General features: G+C 64.3%; 18 protein-coding genes. 7 read left to right on the forward strand and 11 right to left on the reverse strand.

All coding sequences use genetic code 11. From position 1 onward, the window contains the following. Positions 1-23 precede the first annotated feature (23 nt). From nirD to MB84_RS18710, 4 genes are all read right to left on the reverse strand, one after another. The gene (gene nirD, locus MB84_RS18695) at positions 24-389 is read right to left on the reverse strand and encodes a nitrite reductase small subunit NirD (protein ID WP_046292839.1); all 366 of its coding nucleotides are present in this window, start codon (positions 387-389) and stop codon (positions 24-26) included. A 9-nt stretch (positions 390-398) separates the two neighbouring features. After that, entirely contained in the window at positions 399-2,876 is a 2,478-nt protein-coding gene (gene nirB, locus MB84_RS18700; protein WP_046292840.1) for a nitrite reductase large subunit NirB, read from the reverse strand. A 355-nt stretch (positions 2,877-3,231) separates the two neighbouring features. Beyond that, positions 3,232-4,635, reverse strand: coding sequence for an MFS transporter (locus MB84_RS18705; RefSeq protein WP_046292841.1), 1,404 nt, complete (start codon positions 4,633-4,635; stop codon positions 3,232-3,234). Next, positions 4,636-5,805, reverse strand: coding sequence for an acyl-CoA dehydrogenase family protein (locus MB84_RS18710; protein ID WP_046292842.1), 1,170 nt, complete (start codon positions 5,803-5,805; stop codon positions 4,636-4,638). A 210-nt stretch (positions 5,806-6,015) separates the two neighbouring features. Between MB84_RS18710 and MB84_RS18715 the strand changes: the two genes are divergently transcribed. From MB84_RS18715 to MB84_RS18735, 5 genes are read left to right on the forward strand one after another with little or no spacing between them, the layout of a single operon-like run. Next, on the forward strand, positions 6,016-6,489 hold the full coding sequence (locus MB84_RS18715; protein ID WP_046292843.1) for a MarR family winged helix-turn-helix transcriptional regulator: 474 nt from the start codon (positions 6,016-6,018) through the stop codon (positions 6,487-6,489). Positions 6,490-6,504: 15 nt separating this feature from the next. Further along, positions 6,505-8,520 carry an FUSC family protein gene (locus MB84_RS18720; protein ID WP_046292844.1) on the forward strand — a complete coding sequence of 672 codons (2,016 nt, stop codon included), beginning with the start codon at positions 6,505-6,507 and terminating at the stop codon, positions 8,518-8,520. Next, positions 8,517-8,726 (forward strand): DUF1656 domain-containing protein, encoded by a 210-nt coding sequence (locus tag MB84_RS18725; protein ID WP_046292845.1) that lies wholly within the window; start codon positions 8,517-8,519, stop codon positions 8,724-8,726. The genes MB84_RS18720 and MB84_RS18725 overlap by 4 nt, the downstream gene beginning before the upstream one ends. Next, positions 8,723-9,694: an efflux RND transporter periplasmic adaptor subunit gene (locus MB84_RS18730; protein WP_046292846.1), complete on the forward strand. Its 972-nt coding sequence runs from the start codon at positions 8,723-8,725 to the stop codon at positions 9,692-9,694. Before MB84_RS18725 ends, MB84_RS18730 begins: the two co-directional genes overlap by 4 nt. Then, the gene (locus MB84_RS18735) at positions 9,691-11,196 is read left to right on the forward strand and encodes an efflux transporter outer membrane subunit (RefSeq protein WP_425415869.1); all 1,506 of its coding nucleotides are present in this window, start codon (positions 9,691-9,693) and stop codon (positions 11,194-11,196) included. The genes MB84_RS18730 and MB84_RS18735 overlap by 4 nt, the downstream gene beginning before the upstream one ends. Before the next feature lie 274 nt (positions 11,197-11,470). On the opposite strand, the gene MB84_RS18740 is transcribed toward MB84_RS18735, so the two are convergent. The 3 genes from MB84_RS18740 to MB84_RS18750 all read right to left on the reverse strand — a co-directional run bounded on the left by MB84_RS18740 (position 11,471) and on the right by MB84_RS18750 (position 13,948). Next, the gene (locus MB84_RS18740) at positions 11,471-11,734 is read right to left on the reverse strand and encodes a DUF4148 domain-containing protein (protein WP_046292847.1); all 264 of its coding nucleotides are present in this window, start codon (positions 11,732-11,734) and stop codon (positions 11,471-11,473) included. Positions 11,735-12,138: 404 nt separating this feature from the next. Beyond that, on the reverse strand, positions 12,139-12,906 hold the full coding sequence (locus tag MB84_RS18745; RefSeq protein WP_046292848.1) for an autoinducer binding domain-containing protein: 768 nt from the start codon (positions 12,904-12,906) through the stop codon (positions 12,139-12,141). Between the two features lie 148 nt (positions 12,907-13,054). Continuing rightward, positions 13,055-13,948: a LysR family transcriptional regulator gene (locus tag MB84_RS18750; protein ID WP_046292849.1), complete on the reverse strand. Its 894-nt coding sequence runs from the start codon at positions 13,946-13,948 to the stop codon at positions 13,055-13,057. Positions 13,949-14,123: 175 nt separating this feature from the next. Between MB84_RS18750 and MB84_RS18755 the strand changes: the two genes are divergently transcribed. Further along, positions 14,124-15,299, forward strand: coding sequence for an MFS transporter (locus MB84_RS18755; protein ID WP_046292850.1), 1,176 nt, complete (start codon positions 14,124-14,126; stop codon positions 15,297-15,299). Here the strand turns inward: MB84_RS18755 and MB84_RS18760 are convergent. Next, positions 15,199-16,152: a LysR family transcriptional regulator gene (locus MB84_RS18760; RefSeq protein ID WP_046292851.1), complete on the reverse strand. Its 954-nt coding sequence runs from the start codon at positions 16,150-16,152 to the stop codon at positions 15,199-15,201. The genes MB84_RS18755 and MB84_RS18760 overlap by 101 nt on opposite strands. Positions 16,153-16,354: 202 nt before the next feature. Here MB84_RS18760 and MB84_RS18765 point away from each other — a divergent pair, with 202 nt between their 5' ends. After that, positions 16,355-16,954 carry a nitroreductase family protein gene (locus MB84_RS18765; RefSeq protein WP_046292852.1) on the forward strand — a complete coding sequence of 200 codons (600 nt, stop codon included), beginning with the start codon at positions 16,355-16,357 and terminating at the stop codon, positions 16,952-16,954. 120 nt (positions 16,955-17,074) lie between these two features. Here MB84_RS18765 and MB84_RS18770 read toward each other — a convergent pair whose 3' ends face one another. The 3 genes from MB84_RS18770 to MB84_RS18780 are packed head-to-tail and all read right to left on the reverse strand — an operon-like array spanning position 17,075 to position 22,985. Continuing rightward, positions 17,075-18,514: an efflux transporter outer membrane subunit gene (locus MB84_RS18770; RefSeq protein ID WP_245725413.1), complete on the reverse strand. Its 1,440-nt coding sequence runs from the start codon at positions 18,512-18,514 to the stop codon at positions 17,075-17,077. 17 nt (positions 18,515-18,531) lie between these two features. Then, positions 18,532-21,702, reverse strand: coding sequence for a multidrug efflux RND transporter permease subunit (locus tag MB84_RS18775; RefSeq protein ID WP_046292853.1), 3,171 nt, complete (start codon positions 21,700-21,702; stop codon positions 18,532-18,534). Positions 21,703-21,707: 5 nt separating this feature from the next. Continuing rightward, positions 21,708-22,985, reverse strand: a complete 1,278-nt coding sequence (locus MB84_RS18780) for an efflux RND transporter periplasmic adaptor subunit (RefSeq protein WP_046292854.1) — start codon at positions 22,983-22,985, stop codon at positions 21,708-21,710. Positions 22,986-23,027: the final 42 nt, after the last annotated feature.

Raw genomic sequence — 23,027 nt, forward strand, 5'->3', positions numbered from 1 at the left:
AACGATGAAGAACGCGGCAAACGTCAGGCCGCTACCGTCTCCATCGCGGGAGTGCTCACCGTCTCGTCAATCGACAGATACACCTCGCCTGCGTCGATCCGCACCGGGAAGCGCTGAGCGCAGCCGACATCCGGCGCGCAGGCATCGCCCGTCTTCAGATCGATGTTCCAGGCGTGCAGCGGACACGTCACCTTCTCGCCGTGCACGATGCCCTGCGACAACGCGCCGCCCTTGTGCGGACACTTGTCGCGCAGCGCGAAGACGTTGTCGCTCTCGGTGCGAAACAGCGCGATGTTGCCGCTCGCGTGGGTCAGCACGCGCGTGCCCAGACGCGGGATCGCATTCACTTCGCAGATATGCAGCCAGATCGGTTGGGATGGCGTCGTCATGAAATCTCCTCAGGCAGTCGTGGTTTCGGACGTGACTTCGGCAGGCGTGGCGCTCGACGTCGGCAGGGTGAGTGGCCGGTACTCGCTGGCTTGCGCACCATTGATACGCGCCTGCCACGGGTCGGGCAGTCCGTCGAGCGAAAACAACAGACGCTCGTACAGTGCCCGTCGATTGGCGGCGTCCGCCACCACGCGCTGCTTCACGTAATCGCGGCCCACACGATCGAGGTAATGCACCGTGCGGTCGAGGTAGTAAGCTTCTTCGCGATACAACTGGAGGAATGCGCCGGTGTACTCCTTGACCTCCTCGGCCGTCTTCACCTTCACGAGGAACTGCGCCACTTCGGTCTTGATGCCGCCGTTGCCGCCCACATACAGCTCCCAGCCCGAGTCGACGGCAATCACGCCCACGTCCTTGATTCCGGCTTCGGCGCAGTTGCGCGGGCAGCCCGACACGGCCAGCTTTACCTTATGGGGCGACCACATGTTCGCGAGCATCGTCTCCAGATCGATGCCCATCTGCGTGCTGTTCTGGGTGCCGAAGCGGCAGAACTCGCTGCCCACACACGTCTTCACCGTGCGGATCGACTTGCCATAAGCGTGGCCCGACGGCATGCCCAGATCGCGCCACACATTCACCAGATCGTCCTTCTTCACGCCGAGCAAGTCGATGCGCTGACCGCCCGTGACCTTAACCATCGGAATCTGATACTTGTCCGCCACGTCGGCAATGCGGCGCAGCTCGCTCGCATTCGTCACTCCGCCCTTCATCTGCGGGATGACAGAGAACGTGTTGTCCTTCTGGATGTTGGCATGCACGCGTTCGTTGACGAAGCGGCTTTGCGGATCGTCCACCGCTTCCTTCGGCCACGTGCTGAGCATGTAGTAGTTCAACGCCGGACGGCACGTCGCACAACCGTTGGGCGTGCGCCATTCGAGGAAGTCGAAGGCGGCGCGGTGCGTGGTCAGGCGATGCTCGCGCACTGCGCGACGCACATCCGCGTGCGACAGATCGGTGCAGCCGCACACGGCCTTCTCCTTCGGCGCGGCGTCGTAGGTCGAGCCAAGCGTGCTCATCAGAATCTGTTCGCAAAGACCCGCGCACGATCCGCAGGAACTGGCCGCCTTGGTGTGCTTCTTCACCTCATCGAGCGTGAACAGGCCCTTCTCGGTGATGGCCTTGACGATGGTGCCCTTGCAGACGCCATTGCAGCCGCAGACCTCATCGGTATCGGCCATGGCCGATGCGCGATTCTGCCCTTGCGTGCCCACGTCGCCCACGCTCGACTCGCCGAACATGATGCGCTCGCGCAATTCGCCCAACGTACGTCCTTCGCGCAGCAGCTTGAAGTACCACGCACCGTCGGCCGTGTCGCCGTACAGGCAGGCACCGACGAGCTTGTCGTCGCGAATCACGAGCTTCTTGTAGACGCCGCTCGCCGGGTCCGACAGCACGATTTCCTCTGTGCCCTCGCCCCCCAGAAAGTCGCCCGCCGAGAAAAGATCGATGCCCGTGACCTTGAGCTTCGTGGACAAGACCGAGCCGCGATAGCTGCCGATGCCCATGAGCGCCAGGTGATTCGCACAGACCTTGGCCTGCTCGAACAACGGCGCGACGAGACCGTACGCCACACCGCGATGGCTCACGCATTCGCCCACGGCGTAGATGCGCGGATCGTAGGTTTGCAGCGTGTCCGAGACTACGATGCCGCGTGCGCAGTGCAACCCGGCCGCTTCGGCCAGCGTGGTATTCGGGCGGATACCTGCGGCCATCACAACGAGATCCGCCGCAATTTCGTCGCCGTTGCTGAACTTCACCGCGCGCACGCAGCGGTTCTCGTCGCCGAGAATCTCCGACGTCTGATGCGACAGACGGAACACAAGGCCGCGCGCTTCGAGCGACTGTTGCAGCAGCTTGCCTGCCGTGCTGTCGAGCTGACGCTCCAGCAGCGTGTCGGCCAGATGCACGACTGTGACCTCCATGCCGCGCAGCTTCAGGCCGTTCGCCGCTTCGAGTCCGAGCAGTCCACCGCCGATCACCACCGCGTGACGCTTCACTTTGGCCGTCTCGATCATGATTTCGGTGTCGCGAATGTCGCGATAGCTGATCACGCCATCGAGATCCTTGCCCGGCACCGGCAGAATGAAGGGGCTTGAGCCGGTCGCGATCAGCAGACGGTCGTACGGCGCTTCGGTGCCGTCGGCGCAGCGCACCACGCGGCGCCGACGATCGATCTGTGTGACCTCGCGCCCCAAATGCAACGTGATGCCCTTCTGCGCGTACCAGTCGAGCGGATTGAGCACGATGTCCTTGAACGCCTGTTCGCCAGCGAGCACCGGCGAGAGCAGGATGCGGTTGTAGTTCGGATGCGGCTCGGCGCCGAACACGGTGATGTCGTATTGGTTCGGCGCAATCTCAAGCAGCTCTTCGAGCGTACGGATGCCGGTCATGCCGTTGCCGATGACGACCAGACGAGGTTTGCGCATGCTGTCTTCTCCTGTTGCGCCTGCAGCGCCCGAAAAACAAAACGGCGTCCATCCGTGCCGAAGCACAGAGGGACGCCGTTGTCCTGTGGGTACGTCGTAGGCTGTCCCGCCCGACGTCGCACCTGAATTCGTTGCCGGCGACGCCTTTGCCGCTGGCACTAACGCTTACGCAACAAGCGTGCCAGCACGTGAGACATCAGCCACCGAGCATTGTCTGGCAAGGAGAAGATCAGAAGTTGTCTATGGGAAATGCCCGAAAATGGAGTGAAGAAACGTCAAATCTGCTGCACCGCACCAGTGCATGACGCGGGACCGCCGCCCCGCGCGCACCAACTTGATGCCAGCATGCGGTGCGTCAAGCGGCTTCCTTCGGCTTGGCATCTGGCGATTTATGTCCGCTGACTTGTGCGCCAGCATCGTGCGGCAGGCGTATGCCGTCGATCAGTGCGAGTAAAGCAATCGCAGCCATGACGACGAACGTCCAACGGAAACTCGCGGTGCTGAACGGTGCGGCACCCGCCACTTCCGTGAACTTGAGGATGAGCGCACCGAGCGCGATGCCCATGCCCGTCATCATCTGCTGAAGCGCGGAAGACAGCGTCGCGGCGCCGCTCATGTCGTCGGGCGGCACGTCGGCGAACGCCATCGTGGCGAGCGTCGTGAACTGCATCGACCGGCAGATGCCGCCGAACAGCAGCACGAGCGCGACGATCCAGAACGGCGTCGTCGACGACAGTGCGGCGCACATCAAGAAGCCGATCACGACAAGCACACCGTTGCCCAGCAGCACACGACGGAAGCCGAAGCGCTTAAGGATGGCTGTCGTTGCGGGCTTGATGCCCAGATTGCCCGCGAAGAGTGCGAGCATCAGCAGGCCGGACGTCACCGCGCTCAGACCGAACGCCAGTTGAAACATCAGCGGCAGCAGAAACGGAGCGCTGCCGATCGTCATGCGAAAAAGCGAACCGCCCCACACCGTCACGGCGAACGTCTGTACGCGCATGGCCGCCAGATTGATGAGCGGGTGCGGCGTGTGCAGGAAGTGCCGGATCGCCCCGCCCATCGAGAGCAATCCGACGGCCAGGCAACCGACCACCATCGGCCAGTCGGCGGGCGTGCGGCTCGCCAACTCGACGCCGAACATCAGCAAGCTCGCGCCGACGCCACTCATCACGAAGCCCGGCCGATCGAAAGGTTTGCGCTCGCCCGGCGAGGGGCCGACCAGCCACAACGCGCCCGCGAACGCCGCGAGGCCCAGCGGCACGTTGATCAGGAAAATCCAGTGCCAGCTCCACGTCGATGAGATGAAACCGCCGAGCGCGGGACCGAGGACCGGCGCGGCGAGGCCCGGCCACGTGATCGTTGCGATGGCGCGCACCAGCTCCGGCTTGGGCGTATTGCGCAGCACGACGAGTCGCCCGACCGGCACCATCATCGCCCCGGCCAGCCCCTGAAGCACCCGGCAGGCGGTGAACATGCCGAGGCCCGTGCTCATCGCGCACAGCACCGACGCCAGCGTGAAAAGTGCGATGGCGGCGGGGAACACGCGACGCGGCCCGAGCCGGTCCGCCAGCCAGCCGCTCGCCGGTATGAACGCAGCGAGAGCGACGAGATAAGCCGAGAGACCAATGGACAGTTGCGACGGCGCGACGCCGAAGTCTGTCGCCATGGCGGGCAGCGACGTGGTGATGATGGTAGCGTCGAGGTTCTCCATGAAGAACGTCGACGCCACCAGAAAGGGCAGCGCGCGTCGGCTCACTCAATCCCCCTGCATCAACGCGCGTCCAATGATGAGTTGCTGAATCTGCGTGGTGCCTTCGTACAGGCGCAGCAGACGCACGTCGCGATAGAAGCGCTCGACCTTGTATTCATTGATGTAGCCCGCCCCGCCGTGCACCTGCACGCCGCGATCCGCCACGCGTCCGACCATTTCCGTGCAGAACAGCTTGGCGCACGAGGCCCGTGTGCTGACGTCGGCGTCGCGCGTGCCGACAGGCTTCGCGTCGTAACGCGCGGCGCAGTCCTGCACCATCGACCACCCGGCGTAGAGTTCGGCCTGACTGTCGGCGAGCATCGCCTGTACTAACTGGAAGTCGCCGATGCGCTCGCCGAACTGTTTGCGCTCACGCGCGTAGGCCACGGACTCGTCGAGGATGCGCTGCGCCATGCCGCAGGCGAGCGCCGCCACGTGCAAACGCCCCCGGTCGAGCACCTTCATGGCCGTCTTGAAGCCCTTGCCCGCCTCGCCGCCGATGATGTTCGACGCCGGGACGCGCGCGCCTTGCAGCACGACGTCGCAGGTCTTCGTCCCCCGCTGGCCCATCTTCTTGTCCGGCTTGCCCAGCGACAGCCCCGGTGTGTCAGCGGGGACGATGAACGCCGAAATGCCACCCGCGCCCTCGCCGCCGGTGCGCGCCATCAGCGTGAACGCTCCGGCGCGCGGCGCGTTGGTGATGAAACGCTTCACGCCGTCGAGTACGTAGACGTCGCCGTCGCGCACCGCACGGGTCTTGAGCGCAGCCGCATCCGATCCCACATCCGGCTCCGTCAGTGCGAACGACATGATCAGATCTCCGCTCGCCACGCGCGGCAACAGATCGCGCTTCTGCGCGTCGGTACCGTCCATCAGAATGCCCTGCGAGCCGATGCCGACGTTCGTGCCGAACACCGACCGGAAGGCCAGCGACGTCTGTCCGAATTCATAGGCCACACGCACTTCCTGCGCCATCGACAATCCGATTCCGCCGAATTCCTCGGGAATCGACAACCCGAACAGTCCCATCTCCTTCATCTCGTCGACGAGGACGGCAGGCACTTCGTCGTGTTCTTCGACGTCGTTCTCGGCGGGCACGAGCCGCTCGCGGATGAAGCGTTGCACCGCCGCGAGCAACAACTCGAACGATTCGCTATCCAGTCCCTTGGATGTCATTGGGCGTCCCTTGAAATATGTCGTAACACTTGGCGGCGGTCGCAAAGCCCGCGCGCCCGATGCCGCTATCTTACCCGTCGCAATCCCGGACAGGCACGCCACATCTGCCTTCGCGACGATTGGCGGCCGAGGCTTCCCACGATTCCCACGGATTTCGCAACAGCCTATTAGCTAGCATCCTAATTATTAGTTAACATATAATCTTTCGCCATGACATCCCTAGAATCGCTCCGTTTTGTCTTCACCAGCCATCTGCTGCTGGCAGGCAAACAATGGCGCCAGTTATCGCAGGGCGCCATCGTCGAATACGGTATTTCCGCAGCGAGCGCCGGCCCCTTGCTGTTCATCCGCCGTCTTGGCCAGGGTGTGCGTCAGGTCGAGCTGGCCGAGTACGTCGGGCTCGAAGGGGCGTCGCTCGTGCGTCTGCTCGATCAGTTGTGTGCGGCCGGTCTGGTCGTGCGCGAGGTCGACGCGAGCGACCGTCGCGCCAATGCGCTGCGACTCACCGAAGCGGGTGAAACGCTCGCCGAAAAGCTCGAAGTCGAACTCAGCCAGTTGCGCGCGAAAGTGTTCGCGAACATTCCCCGGGAAGATTTCGACGCCGTGCTGCGCGTGTTCGAAACGCTCAACCGTGCAGCGGATCCGGACGGTTCCATCCTCACGATGGAACTCCCCAAGAAGTAGTCAAAGACGTCGACCGTGCTTACCTGGCCTTCCTCCCGCGACTGGATTTTCTCGATCAAGGCGTTCGTTGCCTCGATGCTGGCGCTCTACATCGCGCTCGCACTCGGCCTGCCGCGCCCCTACTGGGCGATGGCCACCGTCTACATCGTCTCGCATCCGCTCACGGGCGCAACCCGCTCCAAGGCGCTGTACCGCGTGCTCGGCACGCTGCTGGGTGCTGCGGCGTCCATTGCGTTCGTGCCCGCGCTCGTCAACACACCTGAATTACTGATGGCCGCCGTCGGTCTGTGGACCGGCACACTGCTCTACATCTCGCTGCTGCACCGCTCGCCTCGCAGCTACGTGTTCCTGCTGGCGTCGTACACGCTGCCGCTCATCGCCCTGCCCGCCGTGAATACTCCGTCGGGCATTTTCGACATTGCCGTCGCGCGTTCGGAAGAGATCATTCTCGGCATCGTCTGCGCCAGCGTCGTGGGCGCGGTGGTTCTGCCCACGAGCGTGGCGAAAGTGCTGCACGACCGCTCGACCCGCTGGCTCACCGACGCCGCGCGCTGGACCACCGACATGCTCTCGGCCGACCCCGAGGGGAAGGCCACGCGTCACATGAGCCGTCATCGCATGGCGGCCGACATTCTGGCGCTCGATCAGTTGATCGGCCAACTGTCGTATGACGCCGATACATCCGAGCGCGTGCGCGACGCACAGGAACTGCGCGGGCGCATGACGATGATGATGCCGGTGCTCTCGACCGTGGCGTCGCTGGTGCAGACATTGCGGCGGCATCCAAACGGTGCGCCCGAAGCGCTCGAAGCCAAGATGGCGGAAATCGTCGCGTGGCTGCGCCGGGGCGCACCGTCGCCCGCGCCCGCCCATCTGCTCAAGCCGCCACAATCGGCGGGCGAAGCGTCCGACTGGTACGGCGCGCTCGTGTCCGCGACCGAAGACCGCCTGCGCTCGCTCGTGCAACTGTGGCAGGACTGCGCCTCGCTGCAACGCCGCTTCGGCCTGCAGGAAGATGCGCCCGAATGGACGCCCGCCTTCCCGCACTGGGAGCTGGGTGGTGCGCGTCACTACAATCACGGCCTGCTGCTGTTCTCGACGATCTCGGCAGCACTGTGCACGTTCCTGATGGGCATGGCGTGGATCTATACGGGCTGGAACGACGGCGCGGCCGCTGTCTCGCTCGGCGCGGTTGCCTGCTGCTTCTTCGCAGCGATGGACGAGCCCGCACCGTTCATCCGCTCGTTCTTCTGGGCGACGGCCGTGTGCGTGGTGTTCGCCGCCGTGTACGTCTTCTTCATCCTGACGAACGCCCATGACTTCGGTCTGCTCGTTGCACTGTTCGCCGTGCCGTTCGTGTTGCTCGGCACACTGATCCCGCAGCCGCGCTTCACGATGGTGGCCATGCTCGTGGCCGTAAACACGGCGACTTTCGTGGGGATTCAGGGCGGCTACAACGCCGACTTCCAGAGCTTCCTGAACAACAACGTCGCCGGTCTGGCCGGGGTACTCTTCGCCCTGTTGTGGACCTTGCAGACGCGCCCGTTCGGCACCCGCGTCGCCATGCGTCGACTGATTCATTCGAGCTGGCGCGATATCGCAAAGAATGCGTTGGGCCGCTCGGTGAGCGAACACAACCGGCTGCGGGCGCGGTTGCTCGACCGGCTCGGCCAACTGGTACCGCGTCTGGCGGCGAGCGAAAGCGAAACGTCGAGCGACGGCTTCACCGAAGTGCGCGTCGAACTCTCTGCACTCGCCCTGCAACGCGAATTGCCGAATCTGAATCCATCGCAGCGTAATGCCGTCGAGGCCGTGCTCTGCGACGTGGCGCGCTTCTACCAGTCGCGACTCGATGCACAGGTGAGCCAGCCCGACGCCACGCTGCGAGACAAACTGCTGGGCGCCGTGCGCTCGTTGGTGGCCCATAGCGATCAGGCCTCGCGCAGTGCGCGCGCCTCGCTCATGGACATCCACGTCGCACTCTTCCCGCCTGCATCCCCTTCCCCCGCTTCGTCACGGAGTGCCCCATGAGCGGCGATATCGACATCTACGGTGTATTCGTGCCGACGCTGCTGGCCCTGATGGTCGTGGCGTTCGTGCTGACGGGCGCGCTGCGCTTCGTACTGGCGCGCATCGGCTTTTACAAGCTCGTCTGGCACCGCTCCTTATTCAACCTTGCTGTGTACATCATCGCGCTGGGCGGCATCGTCGCCGTGGCGCACGCCTGCCAACCATGAAACTGAAACTTCGCTCTCTCGGCCCTGTCGTTCTGACGCTCGCGGTCTCCTGCGTGGCGGTCTACGTGCTGCTGCATCTCTGGGACTACTACACCGTCGCCCCGTGGACGCGCGATGGCCGTATTCGCGCCGACATCGTGCAGGTCGCCCCCGACGTCTCCGGCCTGATTACCGACGTCGAGGTCAAGGACAACCAGCCGGTGCACCGTGGCGATCTGCTGTTCGTGATCGACCGCGATCGCTACACGCTCGCGTTGCAGCAGGCCGAAGCGACCGCCGCCGCCCAGCGCGCCACGCTCGCGCAGGCGCGTCGCGAGAACGCACGCAATCGTCAGTTGACGGAAGTGGTGGCCAAGGAAGTTGTTGAAGCCGGTCAGGCCAAGGTCGAATCCGGTGAAGCCGCCGTCGCCCAGGCCGACGCTGCGGTGCGCCTTGCGAAGCTCAATCTGGCGCGCACGCGCGTGCTCGCGCCTGCCGATGGCTACCTGAACGACCGTCTGCCGCGCGTGGGCGATTACGTGACAACGGGTCGTCCGGTCCTCTCGATGGTCGATGCGGGTTCGCTGCACGTCGAAGGCTATTTCGAAGAAACCAAGATGCGCGGCATCCATATCGGCGACAAAGTGGAGATTCGCCTGATGGGCGAGCGTCACGTGTTGCACGGGCATGTGCAAAGCATCGTCGCCGGTATCGAGGATCGCGACCGCACCAGCGGCGCGTCGATGCTGCCGAACATCAACCCCACCTTCAACTGGGTCCGTCTCGCACAGCGCATTCCCGTGCGCATCGCGCTCGACGACGTGCCCGCCGACATGCGCCTCGTCGCCGGTCGCACCGCCACGGTGACGGTCGTCGAAGGTCAGGGCAAAGCCCCCCAACCGAAGCACGCGGCGCAGCCCGACGGCGCAGCACCGACGGCGATGGCCGCCGTCACGCGAAGCGATGCACCGGCAGGAGTGCGCAAGTGAGTAAGACGAAGACAACCCGGCCCCGCCTCCTTCTACTGAGCGCCGTGGCCGCTGCGGCCACACTCGTTGCAGGATGCACGACCGTCGGACCGGACTATCATCTGCCCGAGCAGTCGGTCATGCGCTCGCCCGAGGCAAACGGCGCGCTCGCGAAGGTTGCGCCGACGGCTGCGGTCTCCCTCGAAGCGGTGCCCGATGACTGGTGGCAATTGTACGACGATCCGACGCTCGACGCGCTAGTGAAAGAAGCGCTCGCCGCCAATACGAACGTGCGCGTGGCGCTAGCCAACGTGCAACGTGCGGTCGCGCTGTATCACGAAGTGGAGTCCGAGAATCTGCCGCAGGGGGGTGTGCAGGCCGAAGCGGCCCGCGCCCAGATCTCGGGTGAAAGTCTGCTCAAGGAAGAGAAGCTGCCGGTGGTGAACATTGCCGTCGCCACGCTCGGCATCTCCTATCAGATCGACTTCTTCGGCAAGCTGGCCCGTGCGGACGAAGCCGCACTCGCCGCCGCCGAAGCGAGTCAGGCTGCTCTCGATGTCGCGCGCGTGAGCGTGGCGGCCGAGACCGTGCGGGCGTACGTGCAAAGCTGCGCGGCCAATCACGAGTACGACATTGCCAACGAGCAACTGAAGTTGCAGGAGCGCAGCGTCGCGATCACCCGCAAGCTGGTGGACGCCGGGCGCGATCAGCCGACCGATCTGCTGCGCGCACAGGCGCAAGCCGACACATTGCGTGCCGCGCTGCCGCATTACCTGGCGCAGAACGAAGCCGCCAACTACCGGCTGGCCGTGATGCTCGGCAAGGTACCTGGCACGCTCGACGCAAGCCTCACGCAATGTCGTCGTATTCCGCAACTCACGCAGGCGCTGCCCGTCGGTGACGGCACCGCGCTGCTCAAGCGTCGCCCGGACGTGCGTCAGGCAGAGCGCGAACTGGCATCGGCCACGGCCAGGATCGGCGTGGCGACGGCAGACCTTTACCCGACGATTCGCTTCGGCGCATCGATTGGCGCAAACGGCGTGCTGGAACACTTCGGTCAGGGGCGCACCGAGCAATGGACCGTCGGTCCGATGATCTCGTGGTCGCTGCCGACCAACGGCGTGCGCTCGCACATCAAAGGGATGGAAGCCGGCGCGAAGGCCGCGCTCGCGCACTTCGACGGTGTGGTGCTCAAGGCGATTCAAGAAACGCGGACATCGCTCTCGGCGTACACCCGCGAATTGCAACGCGACGATGCGCTGCGCGACGCGCGCGACAAATCCCGTGCCGCTGCGCAACAGAACCATAAGCTCTATCAGGCTGGCCGTGCGCCGTACCTCACGAGCCTCGACGCCGAACGCACGCACGCGAGCGCCGAAGCCGCGCTCGCCGCCTCGGAGACACAGGTCGCCATGGATCAGGTCAATCTGTTCCTGGCGCTGGGCGGCGGATGGCAATCGAGCGTCGCTCACGACAAGGCCGCTTTGGCCGAATCTGATTCGTCCGACGCATCTACGCATTGATCCACGCATTGAAACGAGGTCGCACGCGCGTATTTCACGATACGCTGCCGGACCTTCAGAAACACACAAGCCCCGTCGGGACCGAGGTCCTCTGGCGGGGCTGTGGCAAGTGACGCGCTAAGGCGTCGTGAAAAAGATTCGCGCAGCGCGGGCGGGACTCGTTAGCGTCGTCGATGCGATCGAACGAATCAGGCGGGCCGTCGGCGAATCGGGTACGGCTTCAGAACTTTAGTACATCTCGGGACGGACAGTCCCCCTTCCACACATCGAGACTTCAGTTCACCGACGGGGCTTGCGGCACAGCGATGTGTCGTGCAGCTTCGATTTCAGCGGTGCGTTTTTGCAGTTGAACCGATTGCTCGAAGGTGTACGGGAAGTTGAATTCCGTCACCGGCGACAGACCGAGTTCGCGTGCAGCTTGCAGTTCGGCACGCACGTGTTCACGGGTCACACCGGTCGATTGCTCGGCAGCGAAAGCCGAGCCGGCGGCTACGGTCAGGCTAACCAGCGCAATGGCGCTCAGCAGGTTCTTTTTCATGGAAAACTCCTTTTATCGTTCGTATGTCGTTCAAAGTGACGAAAACCGCTAACTAATCAGTTTTCGCCATGAGTAAATTATAGTTTTCCCTAGGAATTGAACTAGCCTCAAAGCGACAACACACCGTTTCGGAAAAGGTGTGAAATCGGATGAATTCAAGGGGGAATGTCTCGAAAATGGCGGAAATATGTCGCGCAATGGGCTAAGGCGGCCCATGTGAATTCATACGGATCTCTCGAAAATCGCGCGTTTCTCGCCCAATGAAAGTCGGGCTACAGACAGGCTGAAAAACCGACCGTTTGCGATCTGAAGTCGCAAAGGAAAGCGGTTCCGTGAACGCCCGGCATTAGCGCTCACGAACCCTATTTGATAAGGCGTTACTGCGGGGAACTACGGCGATAACTTCAGGGGGAAATCAGACCGGTGCTGATCGCGGCCGCAATGGCCTGATGCCGGTTGACCGCGCCGAGTTTGCGCTTGGCGTTATTGATGTGAAACGTGACGGTATGCTCGGAGATCTTCAGGATCAGTCCGATTTCCCAAGCCGTCTTCCCGCGCGCCGCCCACAAGAGACTTTCGATTTCGCGCGGGCTGAGCTTGCCGGTACAGCGGCTGGCTACCCACTGCATGTCGAGTTGTTGAATCGCCTGGTGGAAATACAGCGCCGTCAGATAGATTTCACCGACCATGCGCACTTCGAGTTCGGCCGATTCTTCCGGCGATTTTGCGGTCGCCGCGCTGAAGATCGCCCGCTCACCCGCAGCGCCGTAGATAGGGATCGATACGCCACTGCCCAGACCATGCGCTCTCGCGTCGGCAAAGATCGGATGCGGTCGCTTTTGCATGAGAAACGTGCGCCAGAGAATCGGCAGCGGCGACAGATTCGCCGCCACCAGCACCGGATCGACTTCGGCATATCCAGCGCTCTGATAGCGCTCGATCCAGGCAGGCGGGAACGTCGTGAAGATGTGACGGCTCGGCATGCCCTGCGCAGAAATGATTCGATCTTCCATCTGGAATGCAGCGGCTTCACGCTCGCGACGCGGCAACAACGGGGCATAAAACAGCGCGTCGTATTCCAGCGTTTGCGTCAGCTTCTGAAACTCGGCGTCCAGCGCCTCGACCGAGCGGGCCCCCAGCAGCCCCTCATATCGATAAAGGTTGTGATGCATTGCGAGTTACACGTTCTCAATAATTGCCGGTTTGGATGCCGTTATTCGCGCATTGTAGTCCGAGCCTCGTGTTTTGCGGGGAGTAATTTTGCCCAATAAAACAATGACGCTTTTTCACGTGGAGTGCGAATCATTTTCTCATCGAATTTCACAGTACGCTGCCCAGCCCCTCCAATGCCGACAAGACTTTTCGCAATCCCGGCGTAAGCGGTTTATCTTGCCTGACGACAATCGCCAACGTTCTCGTTAATTCCGGCGTGAGTGCCGATATACGCAATCCGCGTCGATGATGAACGGCATTCACCGACATTTTCGGCACGATGCTGTAACCGAGTCCTGCCGCCACCATCTCCTTGATCGCTTCGATGCTGCCCAGCGCCATGACCGGACGCATGCGCAACCCGGCTTGCAGAAACCAGTCGTCGATCAGCAGCCGGGTGCTGCTGCCGGACTCGAACGCGACCATGGGCGCGGCGGCCAGCGCGTGCGGCGTGATTTCGTCGCCCCACGTGTTGTCGTTCGCCGGTGCGATGGCGACGAATTCGTCGCGCAACACCGGCGTGACGTGCAGGCTGCGCCCCGCCGCAGGCAACGTCACGAGGCCGATATCGAGCCGGTTTTCCGTAACGGCCGCAACGACATCGTCGGTGTTGCCCGTGCTCACCCGGATGTCCAGTTGGGGATGCCGTTTGCGCATCGCGCGCAGCATGGGCGGCAGCAGATGAATGCAGGCCGTCGCCCCCGTGCCGATGCCGACTTCCCCGGCGACACCCTGCGCGTGGCTCGTCAGCGCCTGCATCGCCTCTTCGACGGCGGCATCGATGCGGCGCGCGTGTTCAAGCAACGTCAGCCCGGCTGACGTCGGCTTAAGCCGCTTACCCACTCGCTCGATGAGGCGCACGTTCAGGCGTTGCTCCAGTTGACGCACCTGAAGGCTGACGGCCGGTTGAGACAGGTCGAGACGCACTGCTGCCGCAGAGAAACTTCCGGCGTCGACGACTTCGGCGAAAGTATGCAACTGATCCAGATTCAAGCGTCGCATCTCAAAGTTTTCCTTATGAACCGGATAAGATGCCAAGACTTTACCAAGAGATGGGACGAGCGCACCATGCAGAGCGTGACGTCGGTCCGGGACGTCCGAACGCACCAACGCCTCGTCGACGTTTCGCGATGACGCCTGAATCCGGTACGAATCCGTCATTGCCCTCCATATCGTCATGCCTCACGTTCTCCGGCTCGGCCTCGCACAACTCATCAACTGGGGCGTGAGTTTCTATCTGCCCGGCGCCTTTGCGTGGCGCATCGCACGCGACACGGGCTGGGCGCAGACGTGGGTCTTCGCCGGTCCGTCGCTCGCCATGCTGGTGATGGCCGCCGTGTCGCCGCTCTCGGGCCGTTGGCTCGAACGCATGGGCGGACGCCGTGTGATGTGCCTCGGCACCCTGATTTGCTCCGCCGGATGCGCCGCACTGGCCACGAGCACGACGCTCGTGCAGTTCTACGCCGCGTGGTGCCTGCTGGGCGTGGGCATGCGGCTGTCGCTGTACGACGCCGCCTTCGCCACGCTGGCCGCCCTCTACGGCCCCACCGCCCGTCGGCCGATGACGCAGATCACACTGATCGGCGGCCTCGCTACGACCGTCTTCTGGCCGATCGGCAACTGGCGCGGCGACACATGGGGATGGCGTCCGGGCGTGACTGTGTATGGCGCGTTCGGCCTGCTGGCGTGGGCGTTGCTGCGCAGCCTGCCGCCGACGCCCCCGCGTGCACCGGCTACCGACGCCAGCAACAAGACACGCGCCCCACTCCCCTGGCGGCCCGCCCTGCTCTACGGCGCGATCATGGCGCTGGTGTCGATCGTGTCGTCGGGGATGGCGGCACACCTTACCTCCCTGTTGAGCGTGCGAGGGCTACCGGTCGGGCTCGCCGCGCTCTGGGGACTGGGTCAGGTGTGTGCGCGAACGCTGGAATGGCTTCAGCCACGCCAGTCGAGCGCGGTGAGTCTCAACGTCGTGGTCGGCGGTGGGTTGCCGCTGTGCTTCGCGCTGGGATTGGCAGGGATGTCGTCCGTCGTCGTCGCCGGCGTCTTCATCTTCTTCTTCGGCGCGCTGAACGGACTGGCGACGCTGCTGCGCGCCAGCCTGCCACTGGAACTCTTCTCGCATGAAGCCTATGCGCGGGCGCTCGGCACCTTGCTCACGCCCGCCTTCGCGGTCTCGGCCGTCGCCCCCTGGGCCTACTCGGTAGCCCGCGCGCACTGGGGCGACGCGGCCATCCTCTGGGGGTCACTGGTCATCGGCCTGCTGATCGCGGTGGCTGCGCTATCGCTGCGGCGTCTGGGGCAGACAACGCCTGCTCGACAAATGTCCGAAGAAACTCGATCCATGTCTTGACCTTCGCGTCGAGGTACAGCCGCGACGCGTAGACCGCGTAGACGTTCGTCCCCTGCAGCGCGTACTCGGGCAGCACCCGCACCAGCGAACCGCTGCGCAACGCCGAGAGTACGGAGAGCAACGGCACCGGCCCCACGCCACAGCCGCTGATGAGCGCCGCCGCCAGCGAGTCAGCCGTGTTCACGCGTAGCCGCCCCGACGGCACCGGCAGTTTCACGCTGCCGTCCGGACCATCGAAAAGCCAGTGATCGACGGCGTAATGCGGGGCGTTGAGGCGTACCTGCGTGTGCTGCGCCAGTTCGTCCAGCGAGCGCGGTGCGCCATGTCTGGCGAGATACTGGGGGGCTGCGCACAGCACCGACGCCATCCGGCAAATCCGTGCCGACACCAGGCCCGAATCGGGCAACTGCGTCGCGGCGAGCCGCAGCGACACGTCGATGTTCTCCTCCAGCAGATCGGGCACGCGCGACGACAGCAGCAAGTCGGCCTCGACGTCCGGGTACTGCTCGAGGAAGCGCGCCAATGCGGGCACCACGAACACCTGCCCGAAGCTGGCTGGCGCGTGCAGACGCAGCGTGCCGCTGGGCGCGGCGCTGGCCGCCCCGGCTTCGGCCTCCGAGACGTCGACCAGCGCGATGATGTCGCGGCAACGCTCAAGGTAGCGCTTGCCTGCGTCGGTCAGGGCAAGCTTGCGCGTCGTGCGATGCAGCAGCCGCGTGCGCAGGTGCGCTTCGAGCTCGGAGATGGCCTTGGACACTTGTGGCGTGGTCATGTCGAGCGCGCGCGCCGCACCGGCAAAGCTCGCGACGTCGGCCACGCGCACGAAGATCCGCATGTTCTTTAAGGTGTTCATGGAGCGCGATGATATCGCGGGACGGCGGTGGCGCAGACAATGACGCCGCTGCGACGACAAAGACGTGCCTGCCGAGATAACCGCAAGTCATATGCACGTGCGGCGATATTCGTTGGGATCGGCAGCCGCGCGGGGTATCCTAGCGGCCCGATCCGATGTATCCGAGTGCACCGACTGCACGCTATCCGACGAGACAATTCGCATGACCGATATCAACACCCGCCAAGCCGATCATCCTATCGACCCGCAATTCGTGGCCCGCTGGTCGCCGCGTGCGTTCAAGGACGAAACGATTCCCGAAGCCACCCTGCTGTCGTTCTTCGAAGCGGCTCGCTGGGCACCGTCGGCCTACAACGCGCAACCGTGGCGCTTTGTCTTCGCCCGCCGCGGCACACCGCATTGGGACCAGTTCGTCGGCTTCCTGAACGAGTTCAACCAGACGTGGGCCAAGAACGCCGCCGCCATCGTTCTCGTGATCTCGAAGTCGACGCTCACGCCCCCGGGCAGCGACCAGGAAGTCCCGGCCCCGACCCACAGCTTCGACGCCGGTGCAGCCTGGGGCTACCTCGCCCTGCAAGCCTCGCTCGCGGGCTGGGCGACGCACGGTCTGGCCGGTATCGAACACGACAAGATCCGCAACGCACTCGATCTGTCGTCGAAGTACAAGATCGAGGCGGCCATCGCCATCGGCCGTCCGGGCGGCGACGTGAACGCACTGCCCGAAGGCCTGCGCGCTCGCGAAGTGCCGAGCCCGCGCGAGCCGCTCGCCAAGATCGCTTCGGAAGGCCGCTTCGCGTTCTGATGCCTTCGCGCCTGTCGTCGCCAGGTGGCTGACGGCTACGCATGAAAAAAACCCGCCGGATCGCAAGACCCGGCGGGGTTTTCGATTGACGTAGACCGATGCGATCACGCTACGGTCACGTCACGACGCTTCACTCTCAGGCTTCCATCCGCCCCCCAGCGCACGATACAGCGCCACATGATTGACGAGTACTCGCTGCTTCACGTCGATCAGTTGCTGCGCCGCGTGGAATTCGCTGCGCTGAGCGTCTAGCAGTTCGAGATAGCTCGCCACCCCGTTCACGTAGCGACGCTTGGCCAGCCGCAACCGCTCACGCTCACCATCGGACACACGCTTTTGCGCCTGATATTGACGCGCGAGCAGTTGTTGCGCCGTGAGCGCATCGTCGACTTCCGCAAACGCCGTCTGGATCGCGCGCTCGTACGAGACGACCGCCATCTCCTTGCGGACATTCGCCAGATTGAGGCCCTGAATGTTGCGCCCGCCACTGAAGATCGGCACGGTGATCTGCGGCATGAAGGACCACACGCCGGTGCCTGCGCCGAACAGATCGGAGAAGCTGGCGCTGGCGGTGCCGATGTCGGTCGTCAGTCGGACCGACGGGAAGAATGCCGCGCGCGCCGCGCCGATATTCGCGTTGGCCCCGCGCAGCTTCGCTTCGGCCTGACGAATGTCCGGACGACGCATCAGCAACGACGACGGCAAGCCCGCCGCGACCGGTACCACGAAAGCACCGTCGAGCGACGCCGCCGCTGCGGGCTTCGCGCCGACATCGCCGGTGAGCACCTGCAACGCGTGCACGATCTCGCTGCGCTGACGTTCGCGCTCGGCGAGCGCCGCCCGCGCCACTTCGACCTGCGTCGTCTCGGTGTTCAGGTCGAGGTCGTCGACCAGCCCTCGCTCGGCGCGCAGACGAATGACGCGAATGCCGTCCTCACGCGCCGCCAGCACATCGCGGGCGTAAGCGATCTGCTCGTTCGCGGCGGCCAGTCCGATATAGGTCGTCGCCACTTCCGCCACCAGACTCACCTGCGCCGCGCGCTGGGCTTCCTCGCTCGACAGGTACTCCTGAAGCGCGGCGTCGCGCAGACTGCGCACACGCCCGAAGAAGTCCAGCTCGAACGCGCTCACCCCCACCGTCGCACGCACATCGTTGGCGACATAACCGCCCGGCGTGTCGCTTGCGCCATCGGGTTGCCCGGCCGTGCCGGAGTAACGCTGACGGGAGAACGCGCCGCCCGCCTGAACGCTCGGCAGCAGATTGGCCGACTCGATGCCGTACAACGCGCGCGCTTCCTGCACGCGCAGCGACGCCAGCCGCAAGTCGCGATTCTGTGCGAGCGCACGGCGAATCAGCGTCTGCAAGTCCGCGTCCGTGAAGACCTCGGCCCAATCGGCGTCGGCGGAAAGCGGATCGGCGAGTGCGAGATGCGCACCGCTGCCCGTCGGGGCTTCGTACGTCGTTGGCATCGGTGCCCCCGGACGCTCATACGTCGGCGCCATGGTGCATCCGGCCAGCAACGCGAACAGGCACACGCCGGCCACGGTTATCCCGCGCATGCGGGGTCGAAACATCGTCATACTTTCCCCTCGACGGCCGGTGCGGCGTCATGCCCATCATGCCCATCGTGCGTATGGTGCGGCGCATCCTTGCCCAGATGCGAGCGGCGCACGAAACGGCCCACCAGCAGGAAAAACAGTGGCACCAGGAAGATCGCCAGCACCGTGGCCGTCACGATCCCGCCCAGCACGGCCACACCGATCGCGCGCTGCGCACCCGACGCCGGGCCGGTCGCAATCGCCAGCGGCACCACGCCGAAGCCGAACGCCAGCGAAGTCATCACGATCGGACGCAAACGCAGTCGCGCAGCTTCGACCGCCGCATCGAACCATGTCATGCCCTGCTTCGCGAGATCGTTGGCCACTTCCGCAATCAGAATGGCGTTCTTCGCCGACAGACCGATGGTCGCAATCAGGCCGACCTTGAAGTAGATGTCGTTGGGCATGCCCATCAGACTCACCGCGCCGAGTGCGCCAATCACGCCGAGCGGCACCACCATGATGACCGCCGCCGGAATCGCCCAGCTCTCGTAAAGCGCCGCGAGCGCGAGGAACACCACCAGCACCGACAGCGCAAACAGGATCGGCGCCTGCGCGCCCGACGCCCGCTCTTCGAGCGACTGACCGCTCCACTCGTGCCCGATGCCCGCAGGCATCTCCGACATCAGTTGCTCCATGCGCGCCATGGCTTCGCCGCTGCTCTTGCCTGGCGCCGATTCGCCCTGAAGCGTGAACGACGGATAGCCGTTGTAGCGCTTCAGTTGCGGCGAGCCGAGCTTCCACTTGAGCGTGACGAATGACGACAGCGGCACCATCTCCCCGCTGGCGTTGCGCACACGCAGATTGCCGATGTCTTCCGGCGACACGCGCTGACGCCCGTCCGACTGCACGACCACGCGGCGATTCTCGGCACCGAGCATGAAGTCGCCCACATACTCCGAACCGAACATGGTGGCGAGCGTGGTATTCACATCGTCCATGCCGACCTTGAGCGCTTCCATCTTGCGACGGTCGATGGCGATGTCGATCTGCGGCACCTCACCCTGCCCGGCAAAGATCACGTTCTTAAGCACGGGATCCTTGGCCGCCTTTTGCAGCAACTCGTCGCGCGCGGCGGTGAACACTTCCGCGCCCACACCCGCACGATCCTGCAAGCGCAGATTGAAGCCGTTCGACGAACCGAGTTCCGGCAGCGCCGGGCTGTTCATCGCGATCATCATGCGGTCCGGCTGGCCGGTGAACTTCGCGTTCACGCGCTCGACGATGGCGTTCACGCCGTCATGCTTCGACGTGCGCTCGTGCCAATCCTTGAGCGTGACGTACAACATGCCACCGCCAGGGCCCGCGCCGAACTCGTTCCAGCCGCCCAGCACGAACACGTGCTTGACCGGCTCGTTCTGCATCAGATAGCTCTCGATACGCTTGAGCGCCGTCATTGCCTCAGGCAACGTTGCGCCCTGCGGCTCGGAGGCCATCACCATGAAGCTGCCGGTGTCTTCCTCCGGCACGAAGGCCGACGGCAGACGCACGAACGCCAGCGGCACCGCGATCAGAATCGCGCCGTACACCAGCATCGAGCGCCACGGATGACGCAGCGTCTTGTCGACCCGGCGCGTATAGCGCTCGGTGCCCATCGCGAACGTGCGGTTGAACCAGCCGAAGAAGCCGCGCTTCTCGTGGTGGTCGTGCGCCACCGGACGCAGCAACGTCGCGCACAGCGCCGGTGTCAGCGAGAGTGCGAGGAATGCCGAGAAGCTGATCGACACCGCGAGGGTGACCGCGAACTGCCGGTAGATGTTACCCACCGCGCCCGAAAAGAACGCCATCGGAATGAACACCATCACCAGCACCACCGTAATGCCGATGATGGCGCCGCTGATCTGCTTCATCGCCTTGACCGTCGCCGCATACGGGGACAGCCCCTCCTCGACCATGATCCGCTCGGTGTTCTCCACCACGACGATGGCATCGTCCACCAGAATGCCGATGGCCAGGACCATGCCGAACATCGTGAGTGTGTTCACGGAGTACCCCAGGCCCAGCAACACGCCGAACGTGCCCAGCAAGGCCACCGGTACGACGAGCGTCGGGATCAGCGTCGCACGCAGGTTCTGCATGAACAGGTACATCACGATGAACACGAGCACGATGGCCTCGAGCAGCGTCTTCACGACCTTCTGAATCGACACCTTCACAAACGACGCCGTCTCGTAAGGCATCTGATATTCGACGCCCGCCGGGAACAGCTTCGCCTGTTCGTCCATCACGGCGCGCACGGCCTTCATCACTTCGACGGCGTTCGAGCCTGCCGCGAGCTTGATGCCCATGGCGGTAGCCGGCAACCCGTCGACGCGCGACGAATAGTTGTAGTCCGACGCGCCCAGTTCCACGCGCGCGACGTCGCCCAGCCGGATGGCCGAACCGTCGGCGCGCACGCGCAACGGAATGCTCGCGAACTGCTCCGGCGTGGAATAAGTGGTGTCGGAGACGACGTTGGCGTTGATCGGTGCGGACGTCGGCGTCGAGCCAGCGCCCAGATCGCCGACCGTCACGCGCGCGTTATAGGCGCGCACCTTGGACACGATGTCGGACGCCGTGAGGTCGAGCGCGACGAGTCTCGTCGCGTCGGGCCAGATGCGAATGGCCTTTTCCGTGCCCCAGAACTGCACCTGACCGACGCCCGGCACGCGCTTGAGCTGGTTGACGACCTGCGACGCCGCCAGCTCCCCCAGATCGAATTCGCCGATGGCCGGATTGCGCGAGGACAGCGTCACCACCATGTGGATGTTGTCGGCCGCACGTTCGACCTTCACGCCATAGCGACGCACGACCTCAGGCAAGCGCGACTCGACCGTCTTCAGCCGGTTCTGCACTTCCACGGCCGCCAGATCGAGACTGGTGCCCTGACGGAACGTGAGGTTGACCGACGACTCGCCGTTACCGCTCGTGGCCGACGTATACATCAGCCCCGGCGCGCCGTTCATCTGACGTTCGATGATGGCCGTGACCGAGTCTTCGACGACCTTCGCCGAAGCGCCCGGGTAGCTGCTGTACACGCTGACCATCGGCGGCGCGATGTCAGGGTATTGCGCGACGGGTAGCGCTCGAATGGCCAGCAGGCCGACGAGCGTAATCATCAGAGAGATCACCCAGGCAAAAACCGGGCGATCGATAAAGAAACGAGCCATTTGAATTACGTCTCCGCTTTGGAGGCCGGACTGCCGTTGCCCTGAGGCTCGGCGTCGGTAGACTTGGCGGTCTCTTCGCCCGCACGCTTCACGTCTTTGGCAACTTTGGTGTCATTGCCCGCGACCTTGGTCTTCACCTTCATGCCGTCGGAAAACTGCGTCAGGTTCTGAACGATGACCTGCTCGCCGCCCTTGAGACCGTCCGTCACCAGCCAGTCGTGACCTTCGATGGCGTCCGCGTGGACCCTGCGGTCGTGCACGCGGCCATCGGCGTCGACCACACGAACGATGGCGCCCGCCGTGGTGCGCGTAAGCGCTTCGCGCGGCACACGCACGATGTTCGGATTGACCGCGCCCTGCATGCGCACTTGCACAAACGCACCGGGCAGCAGCACGCCGTCCGGGTTCGGCAGCAATGCGCGCATGGCGATGGTGTCCGTGCCAGGGTCGACCGCCAGATCCGTGAAGAGCAGCTTGCCGGCCAGGGTGTACTCGCGCCCGTCCGGCAGCGTGACGTGCACCTGCGGTGCGGCTGCCTCGTTGCCGTGCTCCAGCTTGCCTGCCCGCAGGTCGCGCGTCATGGCGTAGACCTGTGCGGCGGGCTGCGAGAAGTTCACGTAGATCGGATCGATCTGTTCCACCCGTGTGAGCAGGGTCGGCGAGTCGAGACCGACCAGCGCGCCTTCGGTGACTTCGGCACGACGCACGCGTCCCGCGATGGGCGAAACAACGCTCGTGTAACCGAGGTTGAGTTCCGCTTTGCGCACTTCGGCGCGCGCGGCCAGCACTTCGGCACGCGTACGCGCTTCGGCGGCACGGGACTCGGCGTCTTCACGGGCGCTGATGGCACGCTCCTCAAGCAGGCCGCGATAGCGCTCGATCTTGTCTTTGGCGGAATCGTGTTCGGCTTGCGCCTTGGCGAGCGCACCGCGTGCGGCGTCAAGCGCAGCGGATAGCGGCTGCGGGTCGATGCGAAACAGCACATCGCCCTTGGCGACCTTCTGGCCTTCCTGATATTTGCGCTCCATGACGACGCCGCCCGCGCGGGCACGCACGTCGGCACTGCGGTAGGCCTCGAGACGACCGGGCTGCTCGGTCGTGAGCGGCTCGGCGCGACGCTCGACCGTGCGCACGACGGCCTCCGGTGTAGCGTCGGCGTCTTCCTTTTTGTCACGGCCAGAGCACGCGGCGAGAAGCAACACACTGGCGATCAGGGTGGCGGAGACACCCGTCAGGACTCCGAAACGGGTACGGAGAGTTCGGTTATCGATTTTCGATGACATGTAAGCACGTTGAATTTACGACATCCGGTCAAGGGTGTCGCA

Source organism: Pandoraea oxalativorans (assembly GCF_000972785.3).
Lineage (GTDB): Bacteria > Pseudomonadota > Gammaproteobacteria > Burkholderiales > Burkholderiaceae > Pandoraea > Pandoraea oxalativorans.

What these genes read in the sequence shown, in the direction of transcription:
- nirD (WP_046292839.1), bottom strand. Translation starts at nt 389, where the DNA reads ATGACGACGCCATCCCAACCGATCTGGCTGCATATCTGCGAAGTGAAT.
- nirB (WP_046292840.1), bottom strand. Translation starts at nt 2,876, where the DNA reads ATGCGCAAACCTCGTCTGGTCGTCATCGGCAACGGCATGACCGGCATC.
- MB84_RS18710 (WP_046292842.1), bottom strand. Translation starts at nt 5,805, where the DNA reads ATGACATCCAAGGGACTGGATAGCGAATCGTTCGAGTTGTTGCTCGCG.
- MB84_RS18715 (WP_046292843.1), top strand. Translation starts at nt 6,016, where the DNA reads ATGACATCCCTAGAATCGCTCCGTTTTGTCTTCACCAGCCATCTGCTG.
- MB84_RS18725 (WP_046292845.1), top strand. Translation starts at nt 8,517, where the DNA reads ATGAGCGGCGATATCGACATCTACGGTGTATTCGTGCCGACGCTGCTG.
- MB84_RS18730 (WP_046292846.1), top strand. Translation starts at nt 8,723, where the DNA reads ATGAAACTGAAACTTCGCTCTCTCGGCCCTGTCGTTCTGACGCTCGCG.
- MB84_RS18740 (WP_046292847.1), bottom strand. Translation starts at nt 11,734, where the DNA reads ATGAAAAAGAACCTGCTGAGCGCCATTGCGCTGGTTAGCCTGACCGTA.
- MB84_RS18745 (WP_046292848.1), bottom strand. Translation starts at nt 12,906, where the DNA reads ATGCATCACAACCTTTATCGATATGAGGGGCTGCTGGGGGCCCGCTCG.
- MB84_RS18750 (WP_046292849.1), bottom strand. Translation starts at nt 13,948, where the DNA reads ATGCGACGCTTGAATCTGGATCAGTTGCATACTTTCGCCGAAGTCGTC.
- MB84_RS18755 (WP_046292850.1), top strand. Translation starts at nt 14,124, where the DNA reads ATGCCTCACGTTCTCCGGCTCGGCCTCGCACAACTCATCAACTGGGGC.
- MB84_RS18760 (WP_046292851.1), bottom strand. Translation starts at nt 16,152, where the DNA reads ATGAACACCTTAAAGAACATGCGGATCTTCGTGCGCGTGGCCGACGTC.
- MB84_RS18765 (WP_046292852.1), top strand. Translation starts at nt 16,355, where the DNA reads ATGACCGATATCAACACCCGCCAAGCCGATCATCCTATCGACCCGCAA.
- MB84_RS18770 (WP_245725413.1), bottom strand. Translation starts at nt 18,514, where the DNA reads ATGCGCGGGATAACCGTGGCCGGCGTGTGCCTGTTCGCGTTGCTGGCC.
- MB84_RS18775 (WP_046292853.1), bottom strand. Translation starts at nt 21,702, where the DNA reads ATGGCTCGTTTCTTTATCGATCGCCCGGTTTTTGCCTGGGTGATCTCT.
- MB84_RS18780 (WP_046292854.1), bottom strand. Translation starts at nt 22,985, where the DNA reads ATGTCATCGAAAATCGATAACCGAACTCTCCGTACCCGTTTCGGAGTC.